The 26717-nt window shown below is 69.0% G+C and carries 24 protein-coding genes; 13 read left to right on the forward strand and 11 right to left on the reverse strand.

Features of this window, described 5'->3' with window-relative positions:
- Positions 1-47 precede the first annotated feature (47 nt).
- The 7 genes from ACFOW8_RS21830 to ACFOW8_RS21860 all read left to right on the forward strand — a co-directional run bounded on the left by ACFOW8_RS21830 (position 48) and on the right by ACFOW8_RS21860 (position 7028).
- Positions 48-149, forward strand: coding sequence for an Ms4533A family Cys-rich leader peptide (locus ACFOW8_RS21830; protein WP_378553051.1), 102 nt, complete (start codon positions 48-50; stop codon positions 147-149).
- Between the two features lie 155 nt (positions 150-304).
- Positions 305-1354 (forward strand): sulfate ABC transporter substrate-binding protein, encoded by a 1050-nt coding sequence (locus ACFOW8_RS21835; RefSeq protein WP_378553053.1) that lies wholly within the window; start codon positions 305-307, stop codon positions 1352-1354.
- Between the two features lie 146 nt (positions 1355-1500).
- Positions 1501-2301, forward strand: a complete 801-nt coding sequence (gene cysT / locus ACFOW8_RS21840; RefSeq protein WP_378553191.1) for a sulfate ABC transporter permease subunit CysT — start codon at positions 1501-1503, stop codon at positions 2299-2301.
- Positions 2298-3104, forward strand: a complete 807-nt coding sequence (cysW, locus tag ACFOW8_RS21845) for a sulfate ABC transporter permease subunit CysW (protein WP_378553054.1) — start codon at positions 2298-2300, stop codon at positions 3102-3104. Before cysT ends, cysW begins: the two co-directional genes overlap by 4 nt.
- Entirely contained in the window at positions 3101-4096 is a 996-nt protein-coding gene (locus tag ACFOW8_RS21850; protein ID WP_378553056.1) for a sulfate/molybdate ABC transporter ATP-binding protein, read from the forward strand. Before cysW ends, ACFOW8_RS21850 begins: the two co-directional genes overlap by 4 nt.
- Before the next feature lie 334 nt (positions 4097-4430).
- Positions 4431-5435, forward strand: a complete 1005-nt coding sequence (locus tag ACFOW8_RS21855) for an AurF N-oxygenase family protein (protein ID WP_378553192.1) — start codon at positions 4431-4433, stop codon at positions 5433-5435.
- Between the two features lie 12 nt (positions 5436-5447).
- Entirely contained in the window at positions 5448-7028 is a 1581-nt protein-coding gene (locus ACFOW8_RS21860; protein WP_378553057.1) for an FAD-dependent oxidoreductase, read from the forward strand.
- A gap of 51 nt (positions 7029-7079) precedes the next feature.
- Here ACFOW8_RS21860 and ACFOW8_RS21865 read toward each other — a convergent pair whose 3' ends face one another.
- Positions 7080-7841, reverse strand: coding sequence for an SDR family NAD(P)-dependent oxidoreductase (locus tag ACFOW8_RS21865; protein WP_378553059.1), 762 nt, complete (start codon positions 7839-7841; stop codon positions 7080-7082).
- A gap of 523 nt (positions 7842-8364) precedes the next feature.
- Here ACFOW8_RS21865 and ACFOW8_RS21870 point away from each other — a divergent pair.
- Both ACFOW8_RS21870 and ACFOW8_RS21875 read left to right on the forward strand, forming a co-directional pair.
- Positions 8365-10782 (forward strand): Hsp70 family protein, encoded by a 2418-nt coding sequence (locus ACFOW8_RS21870; RefSeq protein ID WP_378553061.1) that lies wholly within the window; start codon positions 8365-8367, stop codon positions 10780-10782.
- A 417-nt stretch (positions 10783-11199) separates the two neighbouring features.
- Positions 11200-12000, forward strand: a complete 801-nt coding sequence (locus tag ACFOW8_RS21875) for an HAD family hydrolase (protein ID WP_378553063.1) — start codon at positions 11200-11202, stop codon at positions 11998-12000.
- 4 nt (positions 12001-12004) lie between these two features.
- Here ACFOW8_RS21875 and ACFOW8_RS21880 read toward each other — a convergent pair whose 3' ends face one another.
- Positions 12005-12418 carry a VOC family protein gene (locus tag ACFOW8_RS21880; RefSeq protein ID WP_378553066.1) on the reverse strand — a complete coding sequence of 138 codons (414 nt, stop codon included), beginning with the start codon at positions 12416-12418 and terminating at the stop codon, positions 12005-12007.
- Positions 12419-12510: 92 nt separating this feature from the next.
- Between ACFOW8_RS21880 and ACFOW8_RS21885 the strand changes: the two genes are divergently transcribed.
- Positions 12511-13482, forward strand: a complete 972-nt coding sequence (locus tag ACFOW8_RS21885) for a helix-turn-helix transcriptional regulator (RefSeq protein ID WP_378553069.1) — start codon at positions 12511-12513, stop codon at positions 13480-13482.
- 50 nt (positions 13483-13532) lie between these two features.
- Here ACFOW8_RS21885 and ACFOW8_RS21890 read toward each other — a convergent pair whose 3' ends face one another.
- Positions 13533-14225, reverse strand: a complete 693-nt coding sequence (locus ACFOW8_RS21890; RefSeq protein ID WP_378553070.1) for an SGNH/GDSL hydrolase family protein — start codon at positions 14223-14225, stop codon at positions 13533-13535.
- A gap of 9 nt (positions 14226-14234) precedes the next feature.
- The gene (locus ACFOW8_RS21895; RefSeq protein WP_378553072.1) at positions 14235-15641 is read right to left on the reverse strand and encodes an MFS transporter; all 1407 of its coding nucleotides are present in this window, start codon (positions 15639-15641) and stop codon (positions 14235-14237) included.
- Positions 15642-15739: 98 nt separating this feature from the next.
- Here ACFOW8_RS21895 and ACFOW8_RS21900 point away from each other — a divergent pair, with 98 nt between their 5' ends.
- Positions 15740-16375: a TetR/AcrR family transcriptional regulator gene (locus ACFOW8_RS21900; protein ID WP_378553074.1), complete on the forward strand. Its 636-nt coding sequence runs from the start codon at positions 15740-15742 to the stop codon at positions 16373-16375.
- A 20-nt stretch (positions 16376-16395) separates the two neighbouring features.
- Here the strand turns inward: ACFOW8_RS21900 and ACFOW8_RS21905 are convergent, their stop codons facing one another.
- The 7 genes from ACFOW8_RS21905 to ACFOW8_RS21935 form a co-directional block, all read right to left on the reverse strand.
- On the reverse strand, positions 16396-17259 hold the full coding sequence (locus ACFOW8_RS21905) for a hypothetical protein (RefSeq protein WP_378553076.1): 864 nt from the start codon (positions 17257-17259) through the stop codon (positions 16396-16398).
- A 269-nt stretch (positions 17260-17528) separates the two neighbouring features.
- Entirely contained in the window at positions 17529-17831 is a 303-nt protein-coding gene (locus tag ACFOW8_RS21910) for a VOC family protein (protein ID WP_378553079.1), read from the reverse strand.
- A 679-nt stretch (positions 17832-18510) separates the two neighbouring features.
- Complete coding sequence (locus ACFOW8_RS21915; RefSeq protein ID WP_378553081.1) at positions 18511-19506, reverse strand: sirohydrochlorin chelatase; 996 nt, start codon at positions 19504-19506, stop codon at positions 18511-18513.
- Entirely contained in the window at positions 19506-20801 is a 1296-nt protein-coding gene (locus ACFOW8_RS21920; protein ID WP_378553083.1) for a sulfate adenylyltransferase subunit 1, read from the reverse strand. The genes ACFOW8_RS21915 and ACFOW8_RS21920 overlap by 1 nt, the downstream gene beginning before the upstream one ends.
- On the reverse strand, positions 20801-21760 hold the full coding sequence (cysD, locus tag ACFOW8_RS21925; protein ID WP_378553085.1) for a sulfate adenylyltransferase subunit CysD: 960 nt from the start codon (positions 21758-21760) through the stop codon (positions 20801-20803). Before cysD ends, ACFOW8_RS21920 begins: the two co-directional genes overlap by 1 nt.
- On the reverse strand, positions 21757-22476 hold the full coding sequence (locus ACFOW8_RS21930; protein WP_378553087.1) for a phosphoadenylyl-sulfate reductase: 720 nt from the start codon (positions 22474-22476) through the stop codon (positions 21757-21759). Before ACFOW8_RS21930 ends, cysD begins: the two co-directional genes overlap by 4 nt.
- 20 nt (positions 22477-22496) lie before the next feature.
- Complete coding sequence (locus ACFOW8_RS21935) at positions 22497-24299, reverse strand: nitrite/sulfite reductase (RefSeq protein ID WP_378553088.1); 1803 nt, start codon at positions 24297-24299, stop codon at positions 22497-22499.
- A 601-nt stretch (positions 24300-24900) separates the two neighbouring features.
- On the opposite strand from ACFOW8_RS21935, the gene hemW reads away from it, so the two are divergent.
- Positions 24901-26106 carry a radical SAM family heme chaperone HemW gene (gene hemW / locus ACFOW8_RS21940; RefSeq protein WP_378553090.1) on the forward strand — a complete coding sequence of 402 codons (1206 nt, stop codon included), beginning with the start codon at positions 24901-24903 and terminating at the stop codon, positions 26104-26106.
- An 84-nt stretch (positions 26107-26190) separates the two neighbouring features.
- Positions 26191-26631: a hypothetical protein gene (locus tag ACFOW8_RS21945; RefSeq protein WP_378553092.1), complete on the forward strand. Its 441-nt coding sequence runs from the start codon at positions 26191-26193 to the stop codon at positions 26629-26631.
- Positions 26632-26717: the final 86 nt, after the last annotated feature.

Consider the following 26717-nt stretch of genomic DNA (forward strand, 5'->3'; position numbering starts at 1 on the left):
TCTCGTCGATTCGAACCATCATGTCGCAGTCTGTTACAGTCTGCCCTGTGTCATCGAGTGTCGCCCCGCAGATCCGCCATGAGCTGGCGTTGATCGCTGTCGGCAACCTCGCGGTCGCCGACATTCTCTGTCGCGCAGCGGCCACCTGACCAGGTCGCGCTGCGGCGCCGAGTAGACTGGCGCGCGCTTTTCCCGTCGCGGTCGTGGTGCTCGCCAGCCCGGGTCGCCCGACCGACGACCAGCACACCCGCCACGGTGACGGAGAACGTTGCGCGGCAGGTTATTCCCCGAAAGGTTCCTCCCGATGTCTGCCAGCACCTGGATCGGTTCGCCGCGCCGTGCCGCCGCGGTCGCCCTCGCCGCGGTCGCGGCGATGACGCTGACCGCCTGTGGCGGCGGGGTCAGCGACTCGACCGACGACAGCGTGCCGGTGGCCGACGGCAGCGCGGGCACCATCACGCTGTACGCGTACGCCGTGCCCAAGCCGGGCTTCGACGAGGTCGTGCCGGAGTTCAACAAGACCGAGGCAGGCGAGGATGTCGCCGTCCGCATCTCCTACGGCGCCTCGGGCGATCAGTCCCGCAAGGTGCGTGACGGGGCAGAGGCCGACGTGGTGAACTTCTCCGTCGAGCCGGATATGACCCGTCTCGTCGATGCCGGACTGGTCGAGGACACCTGGAACGCCGACGCCACCAAGGGAGTGGCCTTCGGGTCGGTCGTCACGCTGGTGGTCCGCGAGGGGAACCCCAAGGGCATCAGGGACTGGGACGATCTGCTGCGGCCCGGCGTCGAGGTGGTCACCCCGAACCCGTTCAGCTCCGGGTCGGCCAAGTGGAATCTGCTCGCGCCCTACGCCGCCAAGAGCGACGGCGGCAAGAACCCGCAGGCCGGGCTCGACTACCTGAGCGAGCTGATCTCCGAACACGTCGAGGTGCAGCCGAAGTCCGGCCGCGAGGCCACCGAGACCTTCCTGCAGGGCACCGGCGACGTGCTGCTCAGCTACGAGAACGAGGCCATCTTCACCGAGCGCAACGGTGAGCCGGTCGAGCACGTCAATCCACCGGTCACGATCAAGATCGAGAATCCGGTGGCGGTGGTGAAGAACTCGGCCGAGCTGGCCAAGGCCGTCGCCTTCCGCGATTTCCTGTTCACTCGGGAGGGGCAGCGGGCCTGGGCGCGGGCCGGGTTCCGGCCGGTCGACCCGGCGATCGCCGACGAGTTCGCCGCCGAGTTCCCGAAGCCGGACACGCTGTGGACCATCGACGATCTCGGCGGCTGGAAGGCCGTCGACCGGGATCTGTTCGCCCAGGGCACCGGTAAGATCGCCGTGGTCTACGACGAGGCGACCAGGTAAGTCGTGACCCAGCGCACACGCGATACTGGACAACTGTGACTGACAGCAGCGGGCAGGCCGGGACCGGGGACGACAACGTCTCGGTCACGGTCGTCGAACCCGGGAAACCGAAGGCACCGAGGCCGCGTGGCAAGCGCTGGTCGTGGCTGCGCGTCACCGGCTCGGTCGGTCCGCTCGGCATCGCCACCGCCGTGCTGTGGCTCAGCGTCATCGTGCTGCTGCCGCTCGCGGCGCTGACGGTGAGCTCGTTCGAGGACGGCTGGTCGGGGTTCTCGGACGCGATCACCGCGCCCGCCGCGCTGGACTCGCTGAAGGTGACGATCGGTGTGTCGGTGATCGTCGCGCTGCTCAATGTCGTCATGGGCACCCTCATCGCCTGGGTGCTGGTGCGTGACGAGTTCCCCGGCAAGGGAATCGTGAACGCGCTGATCGATCTGCCGTTCGCGCTGCCGACGATCGTGGCCTCCATCGTGTTGCTGTCGCTGTACGGTCCGAGCAGCCCGCTCGACATCCATCTCAACGCCACTCAGCCGGGCCTCGTCGTCGCCCTGGCGTTCGTCACGCTGCCGTTCGTGGTGCGGTCGGTACAGCCGGTGCTGATCGAGGCCGACCGCGAGGTCGAGCAGGCCGCGCTCTCGCTCGGTGCGAACAACTGGACGACCTTCCGTCGCATCGTGTTGCCGACGCTGGGCCCGGCGATCATCTCCGGTGGCGGGCTGGCCTTCGCCAGGGCGATCGGCGAGTACGGGTCGGTGGTGCTGATCGGCGGGAACATCCCGCGCGAGACCCAGGTGGCCTCGCAGTACATCCAGCAGCAGATCGAGGTCGACCGGCCGGTGGACGCCGCCGCGGTGTCGGTGGCGCTGCTGGCAATCGCCTTCGCCACCCTGCTCGTCCTGCGGCTGCTCGCCGAGCGCACCGCGCGCAAGGAAGAGGCCGCCCGATGAAGCTGTCCGCCGTCACCAGGCTCTCGCTGCGCACGGTCGCGCTCGGCTACCTCGGCGTGTTGCTGGTGCTGCCGCTGCTCATCATTCTGTGGCGCACCTTCGAGCGGGGGATCGGCGCGTTCATCGACTCGGTCACCACGCCCGCCGCGATCTCGGCCTTCCAGCTGTCGATGCTCATCGTGGCCATCGTCGTCCCGCTGAACGTGGTGTTCGGTGTGGTCACCGCGTTGGCACTGGTCCGAAGCAAGTTTCCGGGCCGCAGTCTGGTGCAGGGGATCGTCGATCTGCCGTTCGCGGCCTCGCCGGTCGTTGTCGGTGTGGCGCTGATCCTGCTGTGGGGTGCCGGTGGCTGGTTCGGCGGCCTGCGCGATCTCGGCTTCCAGGTGATCTTCAGCCTGCCCGGCATGGTGCTGGCCACGATCTTCGTGACCCTGCCGTTCGTGGTGCGCGAGGTGGAGCCGGTCCTGCACGAGATCGGCGACGATCAGGAACAGGCGGCGGCCACGCTCGGCGCGTCCGGCTGGCAGACGTTCTGGCGGATCACCCTGCCCGCGATCCGGTGGGGTCTGACCTACGGTGTCGTGCTCACCGTGGCCCGCGCGCTCGGCGAGTTCGGCGCGGTGATCATGGTCTCGTCGGCGCTGCCCGGCACCTCGCAGACGCTGACCCTGCTGGTGCACGGCCGCTACATCGACGACCACAACACGTTCGGTGCCTACACCGCGGCCACGGTGCTGATGGGTATGGCGCTGGTCGTTCTTCTCCTGATGACTCTCCTCGAACGCAAGCGGGGCACCGAATGATCACCGTGACCAACGCGCGCAAGAACTACGGTTCCTTCGCCGCGCTCGACGATGTCAGCATCGACATCCCCGCGGGCGAGCTGACCGCGCTGCTCGGTCCGTCGGGATCGGGAAAGTCGACCCTGCTGCGCTCGATCGCCGGTCTGGAGTCGCTGGACGGCGGCATCGTCACGATCGCGGGCAACGATGTCACGCACGTGCCGCCGCAGAAGCGCGATATCGGCTTCGTGTTCCAGCACTATGCCGCGTTCAAGCACATGACCGTGCGCGACAACGTCGCCTTCGGCCTGACGATCCGCAAGCGGCCGAAGAAGGAGATCGACAAGCGGGTCGACGAACTGCTCGGCATCGTCGGTCTCGACGGTTTCCAGCACCGGTACCCGGCGCAGCTGTCGGGTGGCCAGCGCCAGCGCATGGCGCTGGCACGGGCGCTGGCGGTCGACCCGCAGGTGCTGCTGCTCGACGAGCCCTTCGGCGCGCTCGACGCGAAGGTGCGCACCGACCTGCGTACCTGGTTGCGCAGGCTGCACGAGGAGGTCCATGTGACCACGGTGCTGGTGACCCACGATCAGGAGGAGGCGCTCGACGTCGCCGACCGGATCGCGGTGATGAACAAGGGCCGGATCGAGCAGGTCGGTTCCCCGGAGGACGTCTACGACCGGCCCGCCAACGAGTTCGTCATGTCGTTCCTCGGCGCGGTGGCCCGGCTCAACGGCCACCTGGTGCGTCCGCACGACATCCGGATCGGCCGCGATCCGAGCATGGCGCTGGCCGAGCACGAGGGCACCGCGGAATCGGCTGGGGTCACCAGGGCCACCGTCGAGCGCATCGTCCGGCTCGGTTTCGAGGTGCGTCTCGAACTGCGCAATGCCGCGACGGGCGATCAATTCGCCGCCCAGGTGACCAGGGGTGACGCCGCCGCCCTGCATCTGACCGAGGGTGAGACGGTGTACGCGAGGGCGACCAGGATCCCGGATCTGCCGTCGAACTGATCCGATTCGCCGAGACCGGCCGGGCGGGGTTGCTGAGCGACTTCGCCCGGCCGGTTCGCGTTCCGGCGGTGCAGGGTAGCCGGTACCGGTGGTCGACGTGGCTGAACGCGGAAGCGCCGCGGAAGTTTTTTCCGGGCGCGGCCGAGGCGGGTCCGCGAGTGTGCATGACGCGGTGTCACAGGTAGAGCCGTTTTTACTGGTGAGTAGCTTAGCTTCCAGGCATTTCGACAGGCCTAACGCGGCACTTCCGGTCATTCTGGGAGTTGACGCGACCTCTCTTAGCTGTAACTATTGGAAACAGTAAAACGTCCCTTGAGGAGAGGCAGTGACGACGATGTCTGCGCCCACCACCCCTGACGTCGATCCTGTAGTCGCCGAGGCTCAGGCGTACGCCGAGAAGTTGCTGATGCTGTCCGAGGCGTCGGTCAACCGTCACTTCGACCCGTTCGAGGACATCGACTGGGACAACCCCGACTTCGACCCGGATCACCAGCCCGAGCGCTGGGTGCTGGTCACTTCGGCCGACCCGATCGGTCGCCACCCGTGGTACCAGTCGCTGCCGCTGGAGAAGAAGATCGAGATCGGCAAGGTCCGCCAGGCCAACGTCGCCAAGGTCGGCCTGCAGTTCGAGGCCATCCTGATCATCGGCATGATGCAGCACATCTTCAATCTGAAGAACAACGATCCGGAATTCCGGTACTGCTCGCACGAGATGATCGAAGAGCACAACCACACCCTGATGTTCCAGGAGATGGTCAACCGGGTCGCCGACGTGCCCGGCATGAACCCGCTCGTGCGTCAGCTGCGCCACCTGGCCGCTCCGGTCGGTGCCGCGATGCCGAACCTGTTCTTCATGGCCGTGCTCGCCGGCGAGGAGCCGATCGACCACATCCAGAAGGACATCCTGCGCTCGGGTGACAACATCCACCCGATCATGCGTGGCGTGATGGCGATCCACGTGGCCGAGGAGGCCCGCCACATCTCCTTCGCGCACGAGTTCCTGAAGAAGAACGTGCCGGCCCAGCCCAAGTTCAACAAGGCTGTGCTCTCGATCGCGATGCCGGTCATCATGTTCATCCTCGGCCGCGCGATCGCGACCCCGCCCAAGACCTTCTTCCGGCAGTTCGACATGCCGAAGGAAGTCAAGAAGGAGCTGTTCTACGGTTCCAAGGAGGCCAAGCAGGTCTTCGCCGACTACTTCATCGACGTGCGCGCGCTCGCCGAGGAGATCGGGCTGATGAACCCGGTCGCCAAGCGGGTGTGGAAGCTGCTCGGCATCGACGGCCCGTCGAGCCGCTACCGGTCCGAGCCCAAGCGCTCGGCCAAGCACGCGGCCTGAGACGATAGCAACATGCCATATGTCGTGACCCAGTCATGCTGTAGTGACGCCTCGTGTGTCTACGCATGCCCGGTGAATTGCATTCATCCGACCCCGGATGAGCCGGACTTCCTCAGCGCGGAGATGCTGTACGTCGACCCGGCGGCCTGCGTGGACTGTGGCGCCTGCGCCACCGCGTGCCCGGTCGACGCGATCACCTCGTCGAAGAAGCTGACCGAAGAGCAGAAGCCCTTCATCGAGATCAACGCCGACTTCTACCGCGTCCAGCGGGATCGGCCGACGTTGGCTCGCCCGGTGATGCCGCCCGCGATCGACACCGAGCGTTCGCCGCTGCGCGTGGCGATCGTCGGGTCGGGCCCGTCGGCGATGTACGCCGCCGACGAGCTGCTCACCCAGCCCGGTGTGTCGGTGACCGTGTTCGACCGGTTGCCGCAGGCCTACGGGCTGGCCCGGCTCGGCGTCGCGCCCGATCACAAGCGCACCAGGCAGGTCGCCGAACTGTTCGACGTGATGTCGAAGCAGGAGGATTTCGGCACCTACCTGGACGTGGAGATCGGCACGCATGTCAGCCACGCCGAGTTGCTCGAGCACTTCCACTCGGTGATCTACGCCGTCGGTGCGTCCGCGGACCGCAAGCTCGGCATCCCCGGTGAGGGGGTGGCAGGCAATGTGTCGGCCACCGACTTCGTGGCCTGGTACAACGGCCATCCCGACCATGCCGAGGACCGGTTCGACCTGGACCAGCAGCGGGTGGTGATCGTCGGCAACGGCAATGTCGCCCTCGACGTCGCGCGGATCCTGACCGTCGATCCGGCCACCCTGGTCGATACCGACATCGCACCCTACGCGCTGAAGGCGTTGCGGGAGAGCAAGGTCGAAGAGGTCGTGATCCTCGGCCGTCGTGGTCCGGCGGAGTCGGCGTTCACGGTGCCGGAGTTCGTCGGTCTGCTCGCCACCGACATCGACATCGCGATCGAGGGCGAGCTGCCCGAGATCACCGCAGAGCTGCCGTTCAAGGTGGAACAGAAGTTGCGGCTGCTGCACAGCGTCGCGAATCGCCCGTTCGGTACGCGGCGGCGGATCGTGTTCCGGTATCTGTCCTCGCCGGTGGAGATCCTCGGCGCCGACGCGGTGACCGGGGTGCGGGTCGAGCGCAACGAGCTCGTCACCGACGCCGACGGCCGCACCAGCGCGGTGCCGACCGGTGACACCGAGCTGCTCGAGGCCGGTGTCGTGCTCACCTCGGTGGGCTACCGTGGCGTCCCGACCAAGGATCTGCCCTTCGACGACGCGCGCGGGGTGATCCCGAACGATCGGGGCCGGGTGCTGACCGCACCCGGTGGCGAGGTCGTTGCCGGGGTGTATGTGACCGGCTGGATCAAGCGCGGCCCGACCGGCTTCATCGGCACGAACAAGTCCTGTGCGCAGGAGACCGTGCAGCAGCTCGCCGCCGATTTCAACAGCGGCGCATTGCGCGCACCCGTGCGCGACGCGCGGGAGTTCGATCGCCTGGTGCACGCCCGACGTCCGCAGGTCAAAGCGGGCGGTGCCGCGGCTCCTCGACAGCGGCGTCGCCTGCTCGCCCGCGGCTGACACAGCGGAACCGAAGGCCCGCTCCGGATCGGAGCGGGCCTTCGGTCGTTCTCACTGTGCGGTGAATCCGCCGTCTACGGTCACCGCGGCGCCGGTGACGAAGGAGGCCTCGGCGCTGAGCAGGAACGCGCACAGCGCGGCGATCTCCTCCGGCCGCGCGACCCTGCCGATCGGATGCAGTGCGGCGATGTGCGCCTCGCCCTCGGGGGTGGCGCCCATCGACGCGCGGAAGGCCGGAGTGTCGACCGCGCCGGAGATCAGCGCGTTGACGCGTACCCCCGCCGCGGCGGTCTCCAGCGCCGTCGATCTGGTGAGCCCGACGACGCCGTGCTTGGCAGCCACATACGGTGCCACCGAGGCCATCCCGACCACGCCGAGATTCGAGGCGTTGTTCAGGATCGTGCCACCGCCGGAGGCGATGATGGCGGGCACCTGGTGGCGTAGGCCGTGGAATACTCCGGTCAGGTTCAGATCGAGCTCCGCCCGCCATGACGCGTCGTCGATGTCGGCGACCGAGCCGAACGCGGTGAGCGCGCCCGCGTTGTTGAACGCCGCGTCGAGTCCGCCGAACTCGGTGAGCGCGGTCTGGGTGAGCCGCTCGACGTCGGCGTCCACGGTGACGTCGGTGGGGACGAATCGCGCGCGGCCGCCCTCGGCCCGGATCTGCTCGGCGACCCGCTCGCCCTGATCCTTGCCGCGTGAGCCGAGTACCACCGCGGCGCCCTCGGCCGCGACCCGCAGTGCGACCGCCTTGCCGATGCCGGAACCGCCGCCGGTGATGAGGACGACTTGGTCGGCGAAACGTGCGGACATGTGTATTCCCTTCTCTCCCTGTGAAATCGGATGCTGTGTGCGGCATCTCCGGTATCGAGTCAACCGGGCGGGGGCGGCCCGCGCTGGCGGGAATCCGCCCTGACGCTGACACGTCATTGGATTTCGCGTGTACTTCTTCGCACGCATCGGCGAAATGTCGCTTTTCGAATTCTGCTGAGCGGTAATTGAATTGCTTACCGGTCGGTAAGTGCATCAATTGCCGGTCAAAACAAACCGTAGGAATGTGTTGTGGCGGCGGAAGATTCGATTACTCGCGCGTAGCTGCCTCTCGGGGTCTGTGGGCCGACATGCCGAGGTTCAGGGGACTGGACGCACGTCCGTATACCTATTGACCTGCAAAGATCCCCTAACAAGGGCCGAAGGTCACGTGTTTCGTATCAATCAGGCAGCAATTCGGCTTTGTGGCAGTTAATCTATGCGGGCTGTTTGGAAGACGACCGCGGCCACATGGTGCGCTCGCGTGCTGGACGTGGTCACGGTGCGTTGACGGGATAGCAATTACATGACCAGAGGTCTGGGCTTAAGTATCGGTACGGTCAATGCGATTACGGCGGCTGTCGCCGATGATCCGGCCAAGCCATCGGTGCGCACGCGGCGCACCGCACTCACCTTCGACGAAGCGGGTCGGCCCCGCATCGGGGCGATCAACGAATTCGCCTCGGCGGTGACAGATTTCGCGGATCTGAGCCGAAAGCCGGAGCCGATGGTGATCGGCGGCAGGTTCTACTCGGCGACCAACCTGATCGCCGCCGTCGTCACCGGGCTGATCGAACTCGCCGAGCCGGCGGCCGGCGCCGTATTGGCTTATCCGGCTGTGTATTCCGACAAACAGGTCGCGCTCCTCGCGCAGGCACTGCACCTGGGTGGCGCCGGGCAGGTGCTGCTCGCGCCGGAGCCGGTGGCCGCCGCGGAGTGGTTGGAGGCCGACCGCGGCCCACTGGAGCCGGGCTTCGTCCTCGTCTACGACCTCGGCGCGAACAGTCTCGACCTCACCGTGCTGCGGGTCGGGCCGGACTGGCCGCATCATCCGATGGTGGGAACTCCGGTGCGTTCCACCGACTTCGGTGGCAAGCCGCTGGGCGAGATGGTCGCCAGGTATGCCGGATCGGGGCGCGGTGCGCGTGCGACGCAGACGCTCACCTCGATGGTGAATGTCGACGCGCTGCGCGCCGAGCACATCCGCGACACCTTCCCGCTGGTGAGTAAGAGCGTCGCCGCCGCGGGACTGCGGCTGGCCGATCTGTCCCGCATCCTGCTCGTCGGTGGTGCCTCGCGCCCGCCCGAAGTCGCGCGGACGCTGGCCGAACTCGGCGTCCCGCTGGTCACCGTCGCCGACCCGGGCCAGGTGGTCGCCGCCGGCGCCGCGGCCCTGGCCGCCAGGACCTTCGCGCCCGCGCAGCCCAGTGGCCCGTCCGCACCGCACGTGGCGGTGTTCTCCAGCGCGGCCGTCGTTTCCGCGCTCGCGATGTCGGCCATGACGGTGTTCGGCAGTCCCTACGATCCGGGCCTCACGCCCGCCCTGGAACGGTTCCCCGCCCTCGGCGCGCCCGCGGATACGCTGCTGTACGACATGAGCGCGGACTTCGTCGCCGCGCAGTCCGCCGGGCTGCTCGGCAAGGTCGATCCCGCCGTCGCGCGCGCCAGGATCGCCGGCGCCGCCGCCGCGGCGCAGACCGCCTACGAGCAGATCTTCGCGCCCGCGAAAGCGAAGGGCGGTAAGGAATTCGCCGGCGGCGACCGGGTCGTGGACCGCCCCATCGACTGCAGCGCACCGGTCATGGCCAGAACCACCTACGGTGATCCAGCCAGCTTCGTCAACCCGTTGCCGTTCGCTCCGGCCCCCACCCAGCCCGGTGAGCCGGGTCTTCCCGGCGGCGGCCCGATCGCGGGGCCAGGCCCCGGCATCCCTGGCGAGCCGACGATTCCGGGCGCGCCCGGCACCGACCCCGCCGCGCCCGCGCCGTCGGACGGCTCGCCGGTGTCCACACCCGGCAGCGGAACCGACACGGGGACAAGTGCTCCCGACGGATCCACCGATGCCCCCGGGACCGGTACCGGCGGAACCGACAGCGGCAGCGCCGATCCCGGTACGGATGGCACCACCGCGCCAGGTGATGGTGCTACCGGTGGCGCCGGCGGAACGTCCGGCGGATCCACCTCGGGTGACGGTAGTACCGGCACCGGGGCACCGGACGGTGGTACGTCGGACGGCGGTGCCGCAGTTGGCGGGGGCTCTGGTGACGGGGCTTCCGACGGTGGTGCAGCGGGCGGTGGTGCTTCTGCCGGTGGTGGCGCGGCCGGTGGCGGTGCCGGGTCGGCCGGTGGCGGTGGCGGGTCTGCCGGTGCCGGGACGGGTGGCGGTGCCGGGTCGGGTGGTGGTGTATCCGGTGGTGGTGCGTCCGGCGGTTCCAGTTCTGACGGCGGCGGTTCCGGCGGAGGAGTGGGTACCGGTGGCGGTGGTGCATCGGGCGGCGCCGGTTCCGGTGGCTCTGGCGGTTCCGGTGGTTCCGGTGGTTCCGGTGGTTCTGGTGGTTCTGGTGGTTCTGGTGGTTCTGGTGGTTCTGGTGGTTCTGGTGGTTCTGGTGGTTCTGGTGGTTCTGGTGGTTCTGGTGGTTCTGGTGGTTCTGGTGGTTCTGGTGGTTCTGGTGGTTCTGGTGGTTCTGGTGGTTCTGGTGGTTCTGGTGGTTCTGGTGGCTCTGGCGGTTCCGGTGGTTCCGGTGGTTCTGGTGGTTCTGGTGGGTCCGGTGGTAGCGGCGGCTTCGGCGGTGGTTCAGGCGGCGGCGGTTTCGGTGGGGGAGGCTTCGGCGGAGGCTCGAAGGGCGGTGCGTCCGGCGGTGATTCGGGCGGCGGATCCAAGGGCGGCGGCTTCGGAGGAGGCGGCGGCGGGGGCGGCGGGGGAGGCGGCGGTTCCCGGCGCTGACGATCTCGATCGGGCGGGTGCGGTTGTCGACAGTTGGCATTCGCTGCTGAGCGTGAGCGGACCGCTGCCGCTGACCGGGGCCGCTCGTCACCGGGTCGACGTCACCTGAGTTCCGCCGGTGAAGCCACCGCGTTGACGCCCGGCTTCGTCCGGCATGAGTCACACGAGGAGAGTCACCCGCTATGCGGGGCGCGCACCAACGGTTGTGGTGCGCGATGGCCCAGCAATGTCGGGCCCCGGCACTGGCCGTTGTGGTGCGAGGTCTTTCCGTCGTGCCGGGTGTGTACCCCGGTTGTTGTGGTGCGTGGTGATGTGGCGGTGTCGGGTCTCGGCACCGGCTGTCGTGGTGCCCGTCGGCTCGCTGGGTGCGTGGTGAATTCGGGGGTGGGTGTCGGTGGGGGCGGGCACAATGGGCTGATGGCTTTGCCCGGGGGAGCGCCGAAGCTGATCGCGCTCGATGTGGACGGCACCCTAGTGGCGACGGGGTTCGAGGTGAGCGCACGGGTTTCGGCGGCGGTGGCGGCCGCGGTGGCGGCGGGGGCCCACGTGGTGGTGACCACCGGTCGCACCATGCTGACGACGCGCCCGGTGTTGAAGGAACTGGGGCTCACCGAAGGACACGCGTTGTGTTCCAACGGCGCGGTCCACATCGATGTGGCACGCGGTGAGCCGGTCGCGGTGCAGTCGTTCGATCCGGCGCCCGCCATCGAGGCCCTGCGTGCGCTGTTCCCCGACATGATCTTCGCGGCCGAACGGGTGGGCGAGGGCACCTGGGCGACGGGCCACGGACCTGGCGAGTTCTCCATCGGCGAGTTCCTGCTCGTCGACCATCAGATGCTGAGCAGCGCGCCGACCCCGAGACTCAACGGCTGGTGGCCCGGCGGCAGCGTCGAGGAGATGCTGCGCCAGCTGGCCTCCCTGGAGGTCCCCGACGCCTCGTGGGTGCACGGCGAATTCGGTCCGTGGGTCACGGTGTCGCGCCGCGGCGTCTCCAAAGGTTGGGCGCTGGAACGACTTCGCCGCACCCTCGGCATCGACGCGGACGCCACGCTCGCCATCGGCGACGGGTTCAACGACCACGAGATGCTGCGCTGGGCGGCACATTCCGTCGCGATGGCGGGGTCACCGGACTCCGTGCTCGCCCTGGCCGACGAGGTGACCGGCGACGTCGCCGAAGACGGTGTCGCCACTGTCCTCGAGCGCTGGTTCGCCGCCTGAGTGGCTACGCGGTCCCCGCGGTGGCGGCCATCGCCACGAAGTGCGGATTGCTCATGATCCCGAGGACGTTGCCGAACGGATCGAGTACCGCCGCCGTCGCGAATCCAGCGCCGTCGCCGCGTTCGGTGATCGATTCGTACTCGGTGGCGCCCAGCTCGAGCAGCCGGGCGAAGGTGGCCGACAGGTCGTCGACCTGCCAGAACACCACACCGCCCCCGCCGGGCGGATTGTGCGCGCCCGTCGGGGCGTATGCCCGGTTGATGAGGCCGAGCTCGGCCTGCAGCGGGCCGAGCCGGAACTCGTAGTAGCCTCCCGGTACCTCGTAATACGGTGCGATACCGAGGAACTCGGTGTACCAGTCCTTGGCGGCGGTGAGATCGTCGGCGTAGTACGTGGTGGTGGCCATTCCGCGCAGCATGGATGCTCCTGATGTCGTCTTCGGTTGCTGGACCAGACTCTGCCAGCGAAAGTGCTCACCGAATGAGCACTTTTTGCGGGAGAATCTCAGGCATGCGAGCGGATCGGTTGGTCGCCACCCTGTTGTTCCTCCAGGCGCGCGGCCGGGTGACGGCGGCGGAGGTCGCGGCGGAACTCGAAGTCTCGGTGGCGACCGCCCGCCGCGATCTCGAGGCGCTTTCGACGGCGGGTATTCCGGTGTATCCCCAGGCCGGGCGGGGCGGCGGCTGGTCGCTGATCGGCGGTGCCCGCACCGACCTGTCCGGCCTGACCGCCGGGGAGACTCGGGCCTTGTTCCTGCTGGCCGGGCCCGCCGCGCAGGCCGCGCCCGAGCTGAAATCGGCACTGCGCAAGCTGGTCAGGGCACTGCCACAGACCTTCCGGGAGGACGCGGCCGCCGCGGCCGCCGCCGTCGTCGTCGATCCGGCGCGCTGGGGCCGCCCCGATCCGACGCCACCAGCGGCGCTCGCACCGTTGCGCCAGGCGGTCGTCGAGGGCAAGCGCCTGCGAATCGAGTATCGCAGGCCGGGTGAGTCGTCCGTCCGCCTCGTCGACCCGTGGGGTCTGGTCGAGAAGGAGACCGTCTGGTACCTGATCGCGGGCACCGACCGTGGCCGCCGGACCTTCCGCCTCGACCGCATCGGCGCGATCACCGTGCTGGACGAACCCGCGCACCGCCCAGCCGATTTCGATCTGCAGGCGGAGTGGTCGCGGATCGTCACCCGGATGGAGGAGCGGCGGGCCGCGATCGCGGCGACGGTCCTGGTGCCCGCGGCGCTCGCCCCGATCCTGGCCGATCAGCAGGGGCGCAACTGCACCTTGTACGAGCCGACCGGCGATGGCCGCGTGCGTGCCACCGTCACCGCCGACACGGTGAAGATGGTGGCCCGCCAGTTGGCAGGTTGGGGCGCCGACATCGAGGTGGTCGGTCCGCCGCAGGTGCGCGCGGAGCTCGTTGCCCTCGGCACCGAGCTGGTACGTGGTAACAGCGACGGCGGAGCCGGCCGCGGGGATGGCGGCCGGTAACGGCGACGGCGGAACCGGCCGCCGGCGAAAGCGGCTGGTCCCGGCGCGACTCAGCCGCGGTCGACGCGCGCGGCCAGCGACCGCACGACCTCCGCGGCGACCACGGCGTGCCCGCTGGTGGTGAAGTGGATGAGGTCGGCGCTCATCAGGGTCGGCCTGGTGCGGACCGGGTGGTCCCAGAATTCGGTGAGCACCGCGTCATAGTCGGCGGCGACCGTGCGGATCACCTCGTTCATCGTGGCCATCCGGTCGCGCATCGGACGCATCGGCGCCATCCGCTCGACCTCCCACACATCGGCCACCGTGAAGGTCGAGAGCTGGGCACCGGTCGCGGCGAGCGCGGCGAACACGGCGGACAGATTGTCGTGCAGCCGATTCGGGTCACCACCGGCCTCGAACAGGTCGTTCCCGCCGCAGCTGATGTGCACGAGATCCGGGGCGAACGCCAGGATCTCGGGCAACTGCCGGTGCCTGACCTGTGTACTGGTCGCTCCGACACGACCCGAATTCCGGTAGGCGAGGCCAGGATTCACCGCGGTGAGTGCCGCGGCAACCCGATCGGCCCAGCCGGTGGGGTGGTAGCCGGGGCTCGGATCGCCGGTGCCCGCGGCGATCGAGTCACCGAGCACGGCGAAGCGCTGCCATGGCGCGCCGTCGAGCAGGGCGATCGCCTGCTCGCGCGGCAGCACGAGCGGGTCGTCGGTCTCGGTGTACGGCGCGGGCAACGGTGTGATGGAAGACATCTCGAACTCCTAAAGCTGGTCGTCGGTGGTGTGGGACAGGGCGAGCAGGGCCGCGACCGCGAGGCCGATCGCGGCGCCCACCGCGAACACGAGGTGGAAAGCCCGAACCGGTTCGTCGGGAACCACGGTGAAGACAGCGGCGAGTACCGCGATGCCGAACGCGCCACCGACCTGCCGTGCTGTCACATTCATGCCGATGCCCGTCGCGAACTGCTGTGGTGGAACCGATCGTGCGGCAACGGTGCCGTACACGGTGACGACGACACCGATCCCGCCGCCGCCGAGCAGCCCCGCCGGAATCCAGGCCGACCACAGCGCGGGGTCGGTACCGAACGCGTCGGTGCTCATCCAGGCCAGTCCGGCGGTGTACATCAGCGCGCCGACCACACCGGCCCAGCGTTGTCCCATGGGCGTGGTGATGCGGCCGATGATCATCGAGGTCACCATCGCGGCGACCGCGCCCGCGGTGAGCGCCGCGGCCGACTCGAGCACTGAGTAGCCCCAGATCCGGTCGAGGAACAGCGGACCCGCGAGCAGCCAGGCGAACATGGTGGCGGCGAACAGGAACGAGCCGGCGTTGGCAAGCGCGAATTGCCGATTCCGCCACAGGGTTACGGCCAGGGCGGGAGCGGGGTGGCGCCGGGAGCGGACGAGCGCGAACAGCACGAGGGCGGTGCCGCCGAGCAGTGCGGCGAGCGTACCGGGCGCCGTCCACCCCCAGTTCTGGCCCTCGGTGACGGCGGCGACCATGGAACCGAGACCCAGTGCGACGGCGAGCATGCCGAGCGGGTCGGGGAGCGCGGTGTCGCGCTGCGGATCGTCGGTCGCGGGGAGGCGCAGGCCGGGCACGATGAGCGCGAGCGCGACCGGCACGTTCACCAGGAACACCCCGCGCCAGCCCAGCGTCTCCACCAGCGCTCCACCGATCGCCGGTCCGATCACGGCGGCGAAGCCGCCCGCGGCTGTCCACACGCCCATGGCGGCACCGATCCGCTCCCGCGGCGTCGCGGCCAGGACCAGGCCCATCGCGGCGGGCACCATGAATGCCGCCGTCATGCCCTGCAGAATTCGTGCGGCGATGAGCCAGGTCGCGCTCGGCGCGAGTCCGCACAGTAGGGAGGTCACCGCGAAACCGGTGAGCGCGAGTGCGAAGAGTCTGCGCCTGCCGAGGACGTCGGCGAAGCGTCCGGCCGGGGTGAGCAGGGCGGCGAAGGCGATGGCGTAGCCGCTGACGATCCAGGTCAGGGTGCTGGTCGCGGTGCCGGGGTAGGTGTCGGCGATGGTCGGGAAGGCGATATTGACCACGGAGAGGTCGAGGAAGGCGAGGAAGCCCGCGCCCGAGGCGACCGCCAGGGTGCGGCGCGCGGCGCTCGCGGTACCTGCTGGATCGTCGGGCCGAGTGGACACAGCGGTCATGGGGATCTTTCGGTGAGGAATAAGTACGTACGATCGTTCGTAAATTAAAGTACGACCGATCGTCCATGTAAGCAAGAGGTGGTGGAACAATGAATCCCATGACGCAGTCGACCGAGCCCGGCGATCAGCGGCTCGCCAAGGGGGCGCGAGCGCGGGCGACCATTGCCCGGCGTGCCGCCGAACTCGCCTCCGTCGAAGGTCTCGACGGCATCAGCATCGGGATGCTCGCCACCGATCTCGGTCTCAGCAAGAGTGGAATCGCCACGCTGTTCGGCACGAAGGAGGCGCTGCAGCTGGCCGCGGTGCGGACCGCTCGCGAGGTCTTCATCGACCGGGTGATCGCGCCTGGCCTGGCGGAGCCGCGCGGCGCGGCGCGAGTGCGGACCCTGATCGACCGCTGGTTCGCCCACATCGAGGATCCACCGTTTCCCGGCGGCTGCTTCCGTGTCGCCACTCTGGTCGAGTTCAGCAGCAAGCACGGTCCGATCCGGGACGCGGTGGTCTCCGATCGGGAGGAATGGCTCGCGCTGCTGACCGCCGAGATCGCCAAGGCGCAGCAGGTCGGTGACTTCCCCGGCGTCGACCCCGAGGCTATGGTCTTCGAGCTCGACGCTGTGGTCAGCGCCGCGAATATCGCTCGCCAGCTGGGTGATTCGGCCCGTGTCGAGGCGGCGCGCGAGATCGCAGGGCGGCTGTTGGGAACGAACGGCGGCGCCACCACCCGTTCGGGGTAGCGGCGCCGCGGTGACCGTGCTCAGTGGTGGGCGTGCCCGTCCGGCTCGGGTACGGAGACGTTCGCGGTGAGGGTGAAGGCCGCGGTACGGACCACGTCGTCGTGCCGGAAGTCGAGGAACAGCCGGTAGGTGCCGGGGCCGGGGACCGCGGTGTGGAAGGTGATTTCCGGGCCGGCGGGGGTGCGGCCGTCGCCTGGTTCGCCGTTGGGGTGCACGTGCACGTAGGCGAGGTCACCCGCGCGCAGGACCACCAGGTGGCCGAAGGCGGCGAGGTAGGGCTGTAGATCCGTCACCGGTACACCGTCCTTGCGCACGGTCAGGGTGAGTAGGTCGCCCGCCGTGCGTAGGTCACCGTCGACAGTGACTTCGTAGCCGTCGACGGTCGCGGTGCGACCGACCGCCGGAACAGGCTGTGGCGCATAGTGTCCCGCGATCGCGAGATCCGCGCCGAGCGTGATGGTGCGGCCGAGTGCGTGCGGCGCGATATCGGCGAACACCCGGTAGGCGCCCGCCTCCGGCAGCTCGAGCCGGATCGCCCAGGTGCCGTCCGCCTCGCGCACCGGATGTACGTGCCAGAACCCGGTCAACTCCCGCCGCGCGACGATCAGGTGCAGCTCGCGATCGTGGATCGGGTCGAACTCGGTCACCGCGGCGCCGTCCGGCCCGAGGACCCGGAAGCGAAAATCGATAGCCCCCGGCTCGGCGACCGTGGTGTCCAAGTCCAGCGTGTAGCCGCCCTGGGTGATCAGCAGGCCTCCGGGTGTGGCGGGGCCGTGACCGGCGTGAGAGGGGCCGTGACCGGCGTGAGCGGGGCCGTGACCGGCGTGAGCGTCCTGGTGCACGGCGGGGTTGGTGGGGTGGGCGGCGTTGGCGTTCGTGGTCATTGTTTCGCCTCTTTCGGTTCGCTGTGCTTCCGACTATGAACATATACCCCATGGGGGTATATCAGGAAGGAGTGTGGATATGAACTGGCTCACAGGAATCTCGGACGACCTCGGTTGATCAGTTATGGGGCGATGGTGGGCGAATGCGTCGTGCTATCCGATGGCCGCGGGTGCCACGGTGCGTGGGCGGTGGGCGCGGATATCCACCGGTCGTCCATCTGGATCGTCGGTGGTCATCGTCCACTGCGGCGGTAGCGTCTCGATCTCGCTCACCTGGTGTCCGGCGTGCAGTAGCTGTACGCGGACGTCCGCGAGCTGAGCGTGTGAGGCGACCCGCAGTCCCCACCCAGCACGGCGCAGGGGATCGAGCCCGGGGACCGGGCGCTCGCGGTCTCGACGATCATCAGATTGTCGTCACCGCCCACATCGACGACGGCGATCCGGGGATCGGGCGGTGTGGCCGCGCGTTCGAAAGCGCGGGTGGCGCCGAGAAACTCGGTATAGAACGCTAGGAGCCGATCGAGGTCGGTGGTGGCGAGAGTCAGGTGGTTGATTCCGAGCGGATCGGGCATGATCGCCGCACTGCAGGACAGCGAGCCCGCAGACGAACAGCGCGAGCGACCGGGTACACGCCGCCAGGACCGATCCCAGCAGGACCCCATGCGTGCAGTGTGCGGTATCTCCGTGCCGCCGGGACTGGTCCGGGTCGGCCGGACTGCGTGCGGGCTGTGCGATCGGTGTACTGCCGGGTGGGTGTGGGTCGGCCGGACTTCACGCGTCGGGCGCGGTCTGCGACGACGGCAGGGCCGGGGCATCGGGCTTGCTGCGTCGGTTGTGCCTGGCGAACGCTGGTGCGGCCAGCGCTGAGCGCGCACAAAGTGGTCGAATTGTCGCGTGTGAGACCGTTTCGCAAGAAAGTGAATGCTCAGCGCGGAGTTTTGTCCGTCGTGTGGCTTCCGTCGGGCACCGCAAGGCCCACCTGATCGAGTGCGGTGTGGAACGACTGGGCCGGGCATCGGGGTTGCTGCCTCGGTGGTACCTGCGCAGTCGGGGTTTGCTGCCGGGACTGGTGCGGTCGGTCGGACTGTGTGCGGGCTATGCGGTCGGTGTGTGCTGCCGGAACCGTGCGGGTCGGTCGGACTGCGTGCGTGCCTATGCGATCGGGGTGCGCTGCCGGTGGGTGCGGGTCCTGCGCGTGGGCGTGCGATCGATCGGGGTGTGCCGCCGGGGCCGGTGCCGGTCAGCTGGACTTCACGCGGACAGCTCGAGTTCTGCGGCGAGTGCGCTGTCGTACCGGGCCGAGACCACCTCGGCCAGTGCGGAATGGGCGCCGATGGTCGCCGCGTGCACCACGTCGGGTGCTGTCGTGAGGAGGCGATCGGTCAGGAGCCCTGGTGCCAGGAACCACGGCGCGACGATGATCCGGTCCACACCGCGCGCACGTAGCCGCGCGATGGCGGTCGACATGGTGGGTTCGCTGGTGGCAAAGCAGATCTCGGTGGGCAGCCCGGTGCGCCGGGCGACCTCGGCCGCGACCTCGGCGGTGCGTTCGTTCGCGCCGGGCCGCGTCGACCCGACGGCCGCCACCGCGATCCCGGTTGTGGTGGTGGGTGTGCCGGTCTGGGTCGGCTCGACGGTTGCGTTCGCGATCCCGGTTGTGGTGGGTGTGCCGGTTTTGGACGGCTCGATGGTCGCGCGCGCTATCCCCGATGCGGTGATCGGCGCGCCCGACCGTATCGGCTCGATGGTCGCGCCCGCGTTTCCCGTCCCGGTGGCGGGAGGGCAGGTTCGTGCCGACCCGGATGCACCACCGATGGTGACCGGTCTACCCGTACTCGCTTCGGCGATCCGCTCGCACAGCGCGGTGATCAGGTGTGGATCGGGACCGAGCACCTCGGCTTGGATCAGCTCCAGCCGCGGCAGCCGACGCCGCGCGGCGTCGAGCAGACCAGGCAGGTCGACCCGCGCGTGGAACGCGCTGCCGAGCAGCAGCGGAACCACGACGGCCCGCGAGAAACCAGCCGCGGCAACGGCATCGACGGTCCGATCGACCGACGGCGCGGTCAGGTCGAGGAAGGCCAGCCGCACCGCCAGCTCCGGCCTGGCCGCGGCGACCAGATCGCGCACGGCCGCCGCGTTCGCCGCCGATCGCGGGTCACGGCTGCCGTGCGCCACCAGGACAAGCGCGGGCTCGCCACCGCCGCGGTGTGTCGCGGCACCACGCAGCGGGGTGAGCACGCGCGTCATCAGACCGCGCTACCGACCTCGACCGAGGTCAGCACATCGCCGACCAGGCCGGCGGCCAGGGTGTTTCCTCCGGCGGGATCGATCAGCAGGAACGATCCGGTGTGCCGGTTGGTGCGGTAGTCGTCGGCCGGGATCGGCTCGGCCAGCCGCAGCGAGACCCGGCCGATATCGTTGAGCTCCAAGGTTTCCGGGCTCTCCAGCGCGGCGAGCCGCTGCTCGTCGAACCGCTCGACGAGCGCGCCGACGATGGCCTGGGTGGTCTTGGTGCCGTGCTTGAGCAGCAGCCGGGCGCCGGAGCGCAGCGGCTTGTCGCCGAGCCAGCACACGGTGGCGTCGAAGGAGTCGATCGGCTCCGGCGCGTCGGCGGGCGAGGCGATGATGTCGCCACGTGAGATGTCCACCTCGTCGGCCAGGATCAGCGTCACGCTGCGGCCCACCTGGGCGACGGCGAGTTCACCGTCGGGGGTGTCGATGCGCTCGACGGTGGTGCGCTTGCCCGAGGGCAGTACCACGATCTCGTCACCGGGGGAGACCGAGCCCGCCGCGATCTGCCCGGCGTACCCACGGTAGTCGGGGTACTCGGCGGTACGCGGGCGGATCACGTACTGCACCGGGAACCGCAGGCCGAGCGCGTGCGTACCGGTCGAGTCCGCGTCGACCGGCACTGATTCGAGATGCTCGATCAGCGAGGGACCGTCGTAGTACGGGGTGTTGGCGGACCGGCTGGCGATATTGTCACCGTGCAGGGCCGACACCGGGATCTCGAGAACGTCCTCGGCGGCCCAGCCCAGCCTTGCGGTGAGCGTGTTGAACTCCGCGGAGATCGCGGCGAACACCTCTGCCGGGTTGTCCACCAGGTCGATCTTGTTCACCGCCAGCACCAGCTTCGGCACCCCGAGCAGCGCCAGCACGGCGGCATGGCGGCGGGTCTGCTCGATGACGCCCTTGCGCGCGTCGACAAGCAGGATCACCAGCTGCGCGGTGGACGCGCCGGACACGGTGTTGCGGGTGTACTGCACGTGGCCAGGGGTGTCGGCGAGCACGAAAGAGCGCTTGGGCGTGGCGAAGTAGCGGTACGCCACATCGATGGTGATGCCCTGCTCACGCTCGGCGCGCAGACCGTCGACCAGCAGCGACAGATCAGGCGTCGACAGACCCTTGTCCACCGAAGCGCGGGTGACGGCGTCGATCTGGTCGGCGAGTACCGACTTCGTGTCGTAGAGCAGTCGCCCGACCAGCGTTGACTTGCCGTCGTCGACAGAACCGGCGGTGGCCAGCCTCAGGAGGTCGGACATCAGAAATAACCCTCTCGCTTGCGGTCTTCCATGGCGGCCTCGGACACGCGGTCGTCACCACGGGTAGCACCGCGTTCGGTCAGTCGGGACGCCGCGACCTCGGCCAGGATGGCCGCGTTGTCGGCGGCGTCGGAGATGATGGCGCCGGTGGTGGAACCGTCGCCGACGGTGCGGTAACGCACCGACCGGGTCTCGAGCAGCTCGTTGTCGTTCGGGCCGCCCCAGACGCCGGGCGTCATCCACATGCCGTCGCGCTGGTACACCGGGCGCTCGTGGGCGTAGTAGATCGAGGCCAGATCGATGTCCTCGCGCGCGATGTAGCGCCAGATGTCGAGCTCGGTCCAGTTGCTGAGCGGGAACACTCGCACGTGTTCACCCGGCGCGTGCTTGCCGTTGTAGAGATTCCACAGCTCGGGGCGCTGACGCTTCGGATCCCACTGGCCGAAGGCATTGCGCAGCGAGAAGATCCGCTCCTTGGCGCGCGAACGTTCCTCGTCGCGGCGGCCGCCACCGAAGACCGCGTCGAAGCGGTGCTCGGTGATGGCGTCGAGCAGCGGGACGGTCTGCAGCGGGTTGCGGATGCCGTCGGCGCGTTCGGTGAGGCGGCCGTCGGCCAGGTACTCCTCGACCGAGGCGACGTGCAGCCGCAGCCCGTACTTGTCCACCACCTTGTCGCGGAACTCGAGCACCTCCGGCAGGTTGTGCCCGGTGTCGACGTGCAGCAGCGCGAACGGCAGCGGCGCGGGCCAGAAGGCCTTGAGCGCCAGGTGCAGCAGCACCGTGGAGTCCTTGCCGCCGGAGAACAGGATCACCGGCCGCTCGAACTCGCCCGCGACCTCACGGAAGATGTGGATCGCCTCGGACTCCAGCGCCGCGAGGGTGTCGAACTCGGTCAGACCGAGCTCGCGTTCGGTGGTGTGGGTACTCACAGGCACGCTCCCTGAGGTGGTGATGGTCATGATTGGTGCAATCCGCACTCGGTCTTGGCGAGGCCGGCCCAGCGGCCACTGCGCGGATCGGACCCCGGCTCGGGCTTGCGCGTGCAGGGTGCACAGCCGATGGACGGGTAGCCCTCCTCCACCAGGGGATTGACGAGAATGCCGTTGGCCTCGATGTAGGCCTGCATCTCGTCGTCGGACCACGGTGCGATCGGGTTGATCTTCACCAGGCCGAAAGCGTCGTCGAAGGAGATCAGCGGGGCGTTGGCGCGTGTTGGAGCCTCCACCCGGCGGATCCCGGTGATCCAGGCGTTGTAGCCGGCCAGCGACTTCTTCAGCGGGACCACCTTGCGCAACCGGCAGCACTCGCCCGCGTCCCTGGCGAACAGGTCCTTGCCGAGCAGTTCGTCCTGCTCCGCGACGCTGTGCTCGGGCCGCACGTCGATCACGTTCACCCCGTAGACCGCCTCGACCGCGTCGCGGGTGCCCATGGTCTCGGCGAAGTGGTAGCCGGTGTCGAGGAACAGCACGTCGACGCCGGGCCTGGTCTGCGCGGCCAGGTGCACCAGCACGCCGTCCTGCATGTTGGAAGCCACGATGTAGCCGTTGCCGAAGGTGCGGTCGGTCCAGGCGATCAGGTCGGCGGCCGAGGCATCGGAGCCCAGTTCGGCCGCGCCACGCTCGGCGATGGCGCGCAATTCGTCCTCGGACAGCTTGGCGGCGAGATTCGTTGTCACAGTTGAGATCTCCTCATCCACTAGCGGAGGTCGGCCTCGTCGGCGCGAACCGCCCACACCGCGAAGCGTTCACCGTCTTCGCGGGTCTTGACGAAGTTGCGCACAACCCGCTCGATGTAGTCGCCGAGCTCGACGCTGGTCACCTTGTGCTGGCGAAGCTTGCGGCCGAATCCGGAATCCAGACCCAAGCTGCCACCCAGATGAACCTGGAAACCCTCCACCTGATTCCCGGTGCCGTCGTCGACGAGCTGGCCCTTGAAGCCGATATCGGCGATCTGGGAGCGGCCGCACGAGTTGGGGCAGCCGTTGATGTTGATGGTGATCGGAACATCGAGCTGCGCGTTGATATCGGCAAGCCGCTGCTCGAGTTCGGGCGCGAGTACCTGCGAACGCTTGCGGGTCTCGACGAAGGAGAGCTTGCAGAACTCGATCCCGCTGCAGGCGAGCAGGTTCCGCCGCCAGATCGACGGACGAGCCTGCAGGCCGAGCGGTTCCAGCTCGTCGATCAGCGCGTCGACCTTGTCGTCGGCGATGTCGAGGATGATCAGCTTCTGGTACGGAGTGAACCGGATGCGGTCCGAGCCGTACTTCTCGGCGGCGTCGGCGACCTTGCTCAGGATGGTGCCCGAGACGCGACCCGCGATGGGGGAGAAGCCGACAGCGTTGAGACCGTTGCGCAGCTTCTGCACACCCACGTGGTCGATCGGCTTGGCGGGCTGCTCCGGCGCAGGCCCGTCGATCAGCTTGCGCTTCAGGTACTCGTCCTCGAGCACCTGCCGGAACTTCTCGATGCCCCAGTCCTTGATCAGGAACTTCAGGCGCGCCTTCGTGCGCAGGCGCCGGTAGCCGTAGTCGCGGTAGAGCGCGACGACCGCTTCCCACACATCGGGCACCTCGTCGAGCGGCACCCACGCGCCGACCCGCTTGGCCAGCATCGGGTTGGTCGACAGACCACCGCCCACCCACAGATCGAGGCCGGGCCCGTGCTCGGGGTGGTTCACGCCGACGAAGGCGATGTCGTTGATCTCGTGCACCACGTCCTGCTGGCCCGAGATCGCGGACTTGAACTTGCGGGGAAGGTTCGAGTACTCCTTCTTCCCGATGTAGCGCTTGACGATCTCGTCGATCGCGGGCGTCGGGTCGATGATCTCGTCGAGGGACTCGCCTGCCAGCGGCGAACCGAGGACGACGCGCGGGCAATCGCCGCACGCTTCGGTGGTGTGCAGGCCGACCGCTTCCAGCCGCCGCCAGATCTCCGGGACGTTCTCGACCTCGATCCAGTGGTACTGGACGTTCTCGCGGTCGGACAGGTCGGCGGTGTCGCGGCCGAACTCGGTGGAGATCTGGCCGACGGTGCGCAGCTGGGCGACGTTCAGCGCGCCCGCGTCGCAACGCACCCGCATCATGAAGTACTTGGCTTCGAGGATGTCGATGTTGTCGTCGTCGGTCCAGGTGCCGTCGTAGCCCTCTTCGCGCTGGGTGTAGAGGCCCCACCAGCGGAAACGGCCACGCAGATCGGCCTTGTCGATCGAGTCGAAGCCGCCCTTGGCGTAGATGTTCTCGATCCGCGCCCGCACGTTGAGCGGGTTGTCGTCCTTCTTGGACTGCTCGTTCGGGTTCAGCGGTTCGCGGTAGCCGAGGGCCCACTGGCCTTCGGACTTGCGGCGGACCGGTCGGCCGGTGCGCTCACGCGGGGCGACGGGGGCCTCGCTGCGCGGCCGGTCGGGCCGCACGCGGCGTTCGGCGGCCGGGCGCGATGGGCGCTCGGGGCTGGCCTGCGCCGTCGACTGCTCGGTCGAGGCGGCGTCGGTGCTCGACGTCATGTGGGGTCGCTCCTGCGGGGTGGGTGGTACATCCGTGCTGAAGGCGCGAGGGGCTGGCTCGCGTCAGGTGGTCAGCGGGCCGGTGAAGGTCGAAGGCACCGGGAATCGACCCGGGCGTGGACGCCGCTGCGCTACCGGTGGAAACCGGGCCGACAGCAGGCGCTGCAGACACGCTGGAAGTCGACGTGGCGACGGGCCACGAGTCGTACTCCGGATGCGTGCATGGGCCTATTGTGCCATGTCAGCCGGGTCGTTCCGACCGCAAGGAGATATTTCCCGCACTTTTGAGGGAAATTCCCTGGACGGTCGTCCCGTTCTGTGACGGGGGTCATAGTTCGGTGCCGGGATTCGCGGGCAGTGCGTCGAATCGGCCACCGTGCCGTGTGGCACACCGGCTGAGCGACCTGCTCGTGCTGCCGGGGTCGGAGCGGTGGGCGGCGCCGTATACGTCGCGCCGCGCGCTGCCGTGCCGCCGCAACCGCGGCCGTGCGACCGGCGCTCGCCGGGTCTCGGGACAGCGCGATCGACCGGGCGCCGGTGGGGTCGCGGCCGCCGGTGGGGTCGTGCTGGACCGCCGCGGCCCACCCGGCAGACTGGGGGGATGAAGACCGAGGCTTTCGTGACACCGGCCGACGCGGCTGGGCCGGTGCTGCGCGACTTCGGCGGCGGCGCGTTCGGGGTGTACGTGCATGTGCCGTTCTGCGCCACGCGCTGCGGATACTGCGACTTCAACACCTACACCGCGGGGGAGCTGGGGACCTCGGCATCGCCGCAGTCGTGGCTCGCGGCGCTGCGCGGCGAGCTCGCGACGGCGGCGGCCGAATTCGCCGGACTGCCGAGTCCCACTCCCGAGGTATCGACGATCTTCGTCGGCGGCGGGACGCCCTCGCTGCTCGGCGGTGACGGGCTTGCCGACGTCCTCGACGCGGTGCGGGCGAACTTCACCCTGGCCGATGGTGCCGAGGTGACCACCGAGTCGAATCCGGAGTCCACCTCGCCGGAGTTCTTCGAGCGGATCAGGGCCGCCGGGTACACGCGGGTGTCGCTTGGCATGCAGTCCGCGGCCAAGCACGTGCTGCGCGTGCTCGACCGGACGCACACCCCCGGCCGCGCCGTCGCCGCCGCGCGGGAGGCGCGGGCCGCCGGGTTCGAGCACGTCAATCTCGACCTCATCTACGGCACGCCGGGGGAGACCGACGCAGACCTGGATGCCAGCCTCGACGCCGTCCTCGCGGCCGGAGTCGACCACGTCTCGGCCTATTCGCTGATCGTCGAGGACGGCACCGCGCTGGCGCGCAAGGTCCGCCGTGGCGAACTGCCCGCCCCCGACGACGACGTCCTCGCCGCCCGCTACGAGAGCATCGACCGCAGGCTGCTCGACGCGGGCCTGCACTGGTACGAGGTATCGAACTGGGCCGCGAACGACGACGCCCGCTGCCGCCACAACCTCGGCTACTGGGACGGCGGCGACTGGCTCGGCGCCGGCCCCGGCGCGCACAGCCACGTCGGCGGGGTCCGCTGGTGGAACGTCAAACACCCTGCCCGCTACGCCGACCGCGTCGCCCTCGGTGGTCTGCCCGCCGCAGGCTGGGAGGCTCTCACCGCCGACGAGCGCTACACCGAACACCTCATGCTCACCGTCCGCCTCCGCACCGGCCTCCCCCTCGACACCCTGGCCACGTCGGCCCACCCCGCCCTCGACCGTATCGTCGCCGACGGCCTGGCCCACCTCGCCGACGATCACCTGATCCTCACCGACCGCGGCCGCCTCCTCGCCGACGGCATCGTCCGCGACCTGCTCACCTGACCGCCGGAGCGATCCATCGGTGATGCTCCACTCGGGCAGGTGTGGAGCCCGGACGAGGAATTGCCGGTGCCGCCGGAGGGGTGCATGTCGCCCGAGGGCTCGCCGCCGTTGTTCAAGAGCGGGACGAACGATTGGACAGCCGATTTCGCGGCGAACCACAACGCCGACCGGAAGGCGGTCCGGCAGAGTCTGCCACCGCTTGTGGCCGGGGAAGCCATCACTCCGTTCCAGCGCGCCGCGATCCTCGGCGACGTGACCAATCACGTATGCCACTGGGGTTCTGCGGGGGCCGGATATATCAATGCCGATGTCACGGTGAGCCTCGCGCGCCTTCCGGTCGGCTACGAGGTCGGCCTGCGCGCCGACAGCACCATTGCCGCCGACGGCCTCTCGGTCGGGAGCGCCACGCTCTACGATCGCATCGGTCCGGTCGGAACCTGCGTAGTGACCGCACTGTCGAACGTTCGCCGTCGGATCGACTTCGCCGCGACATCGGTCGCGGAATTCGCGGGAGAGCCGCGTTGACCTCGGCACCGGGATCCGCCCCGTAGCGGTGTCGAACTGGGACAGGGATTCGCCATCGATCTGCGATGACCTCGCGGATCGGCTCG

The sequence above is a fragment of the Nocardia rhizosphaerae genome (assembly GCF_042650365.1).
GTDB classification, from domain to species: Bacteria; Actinomycetota; Actinomycetes; order Mycobacteriales; family Mycobacteriaceae; genus Nocardia; species Nocardia rhizosphaerae.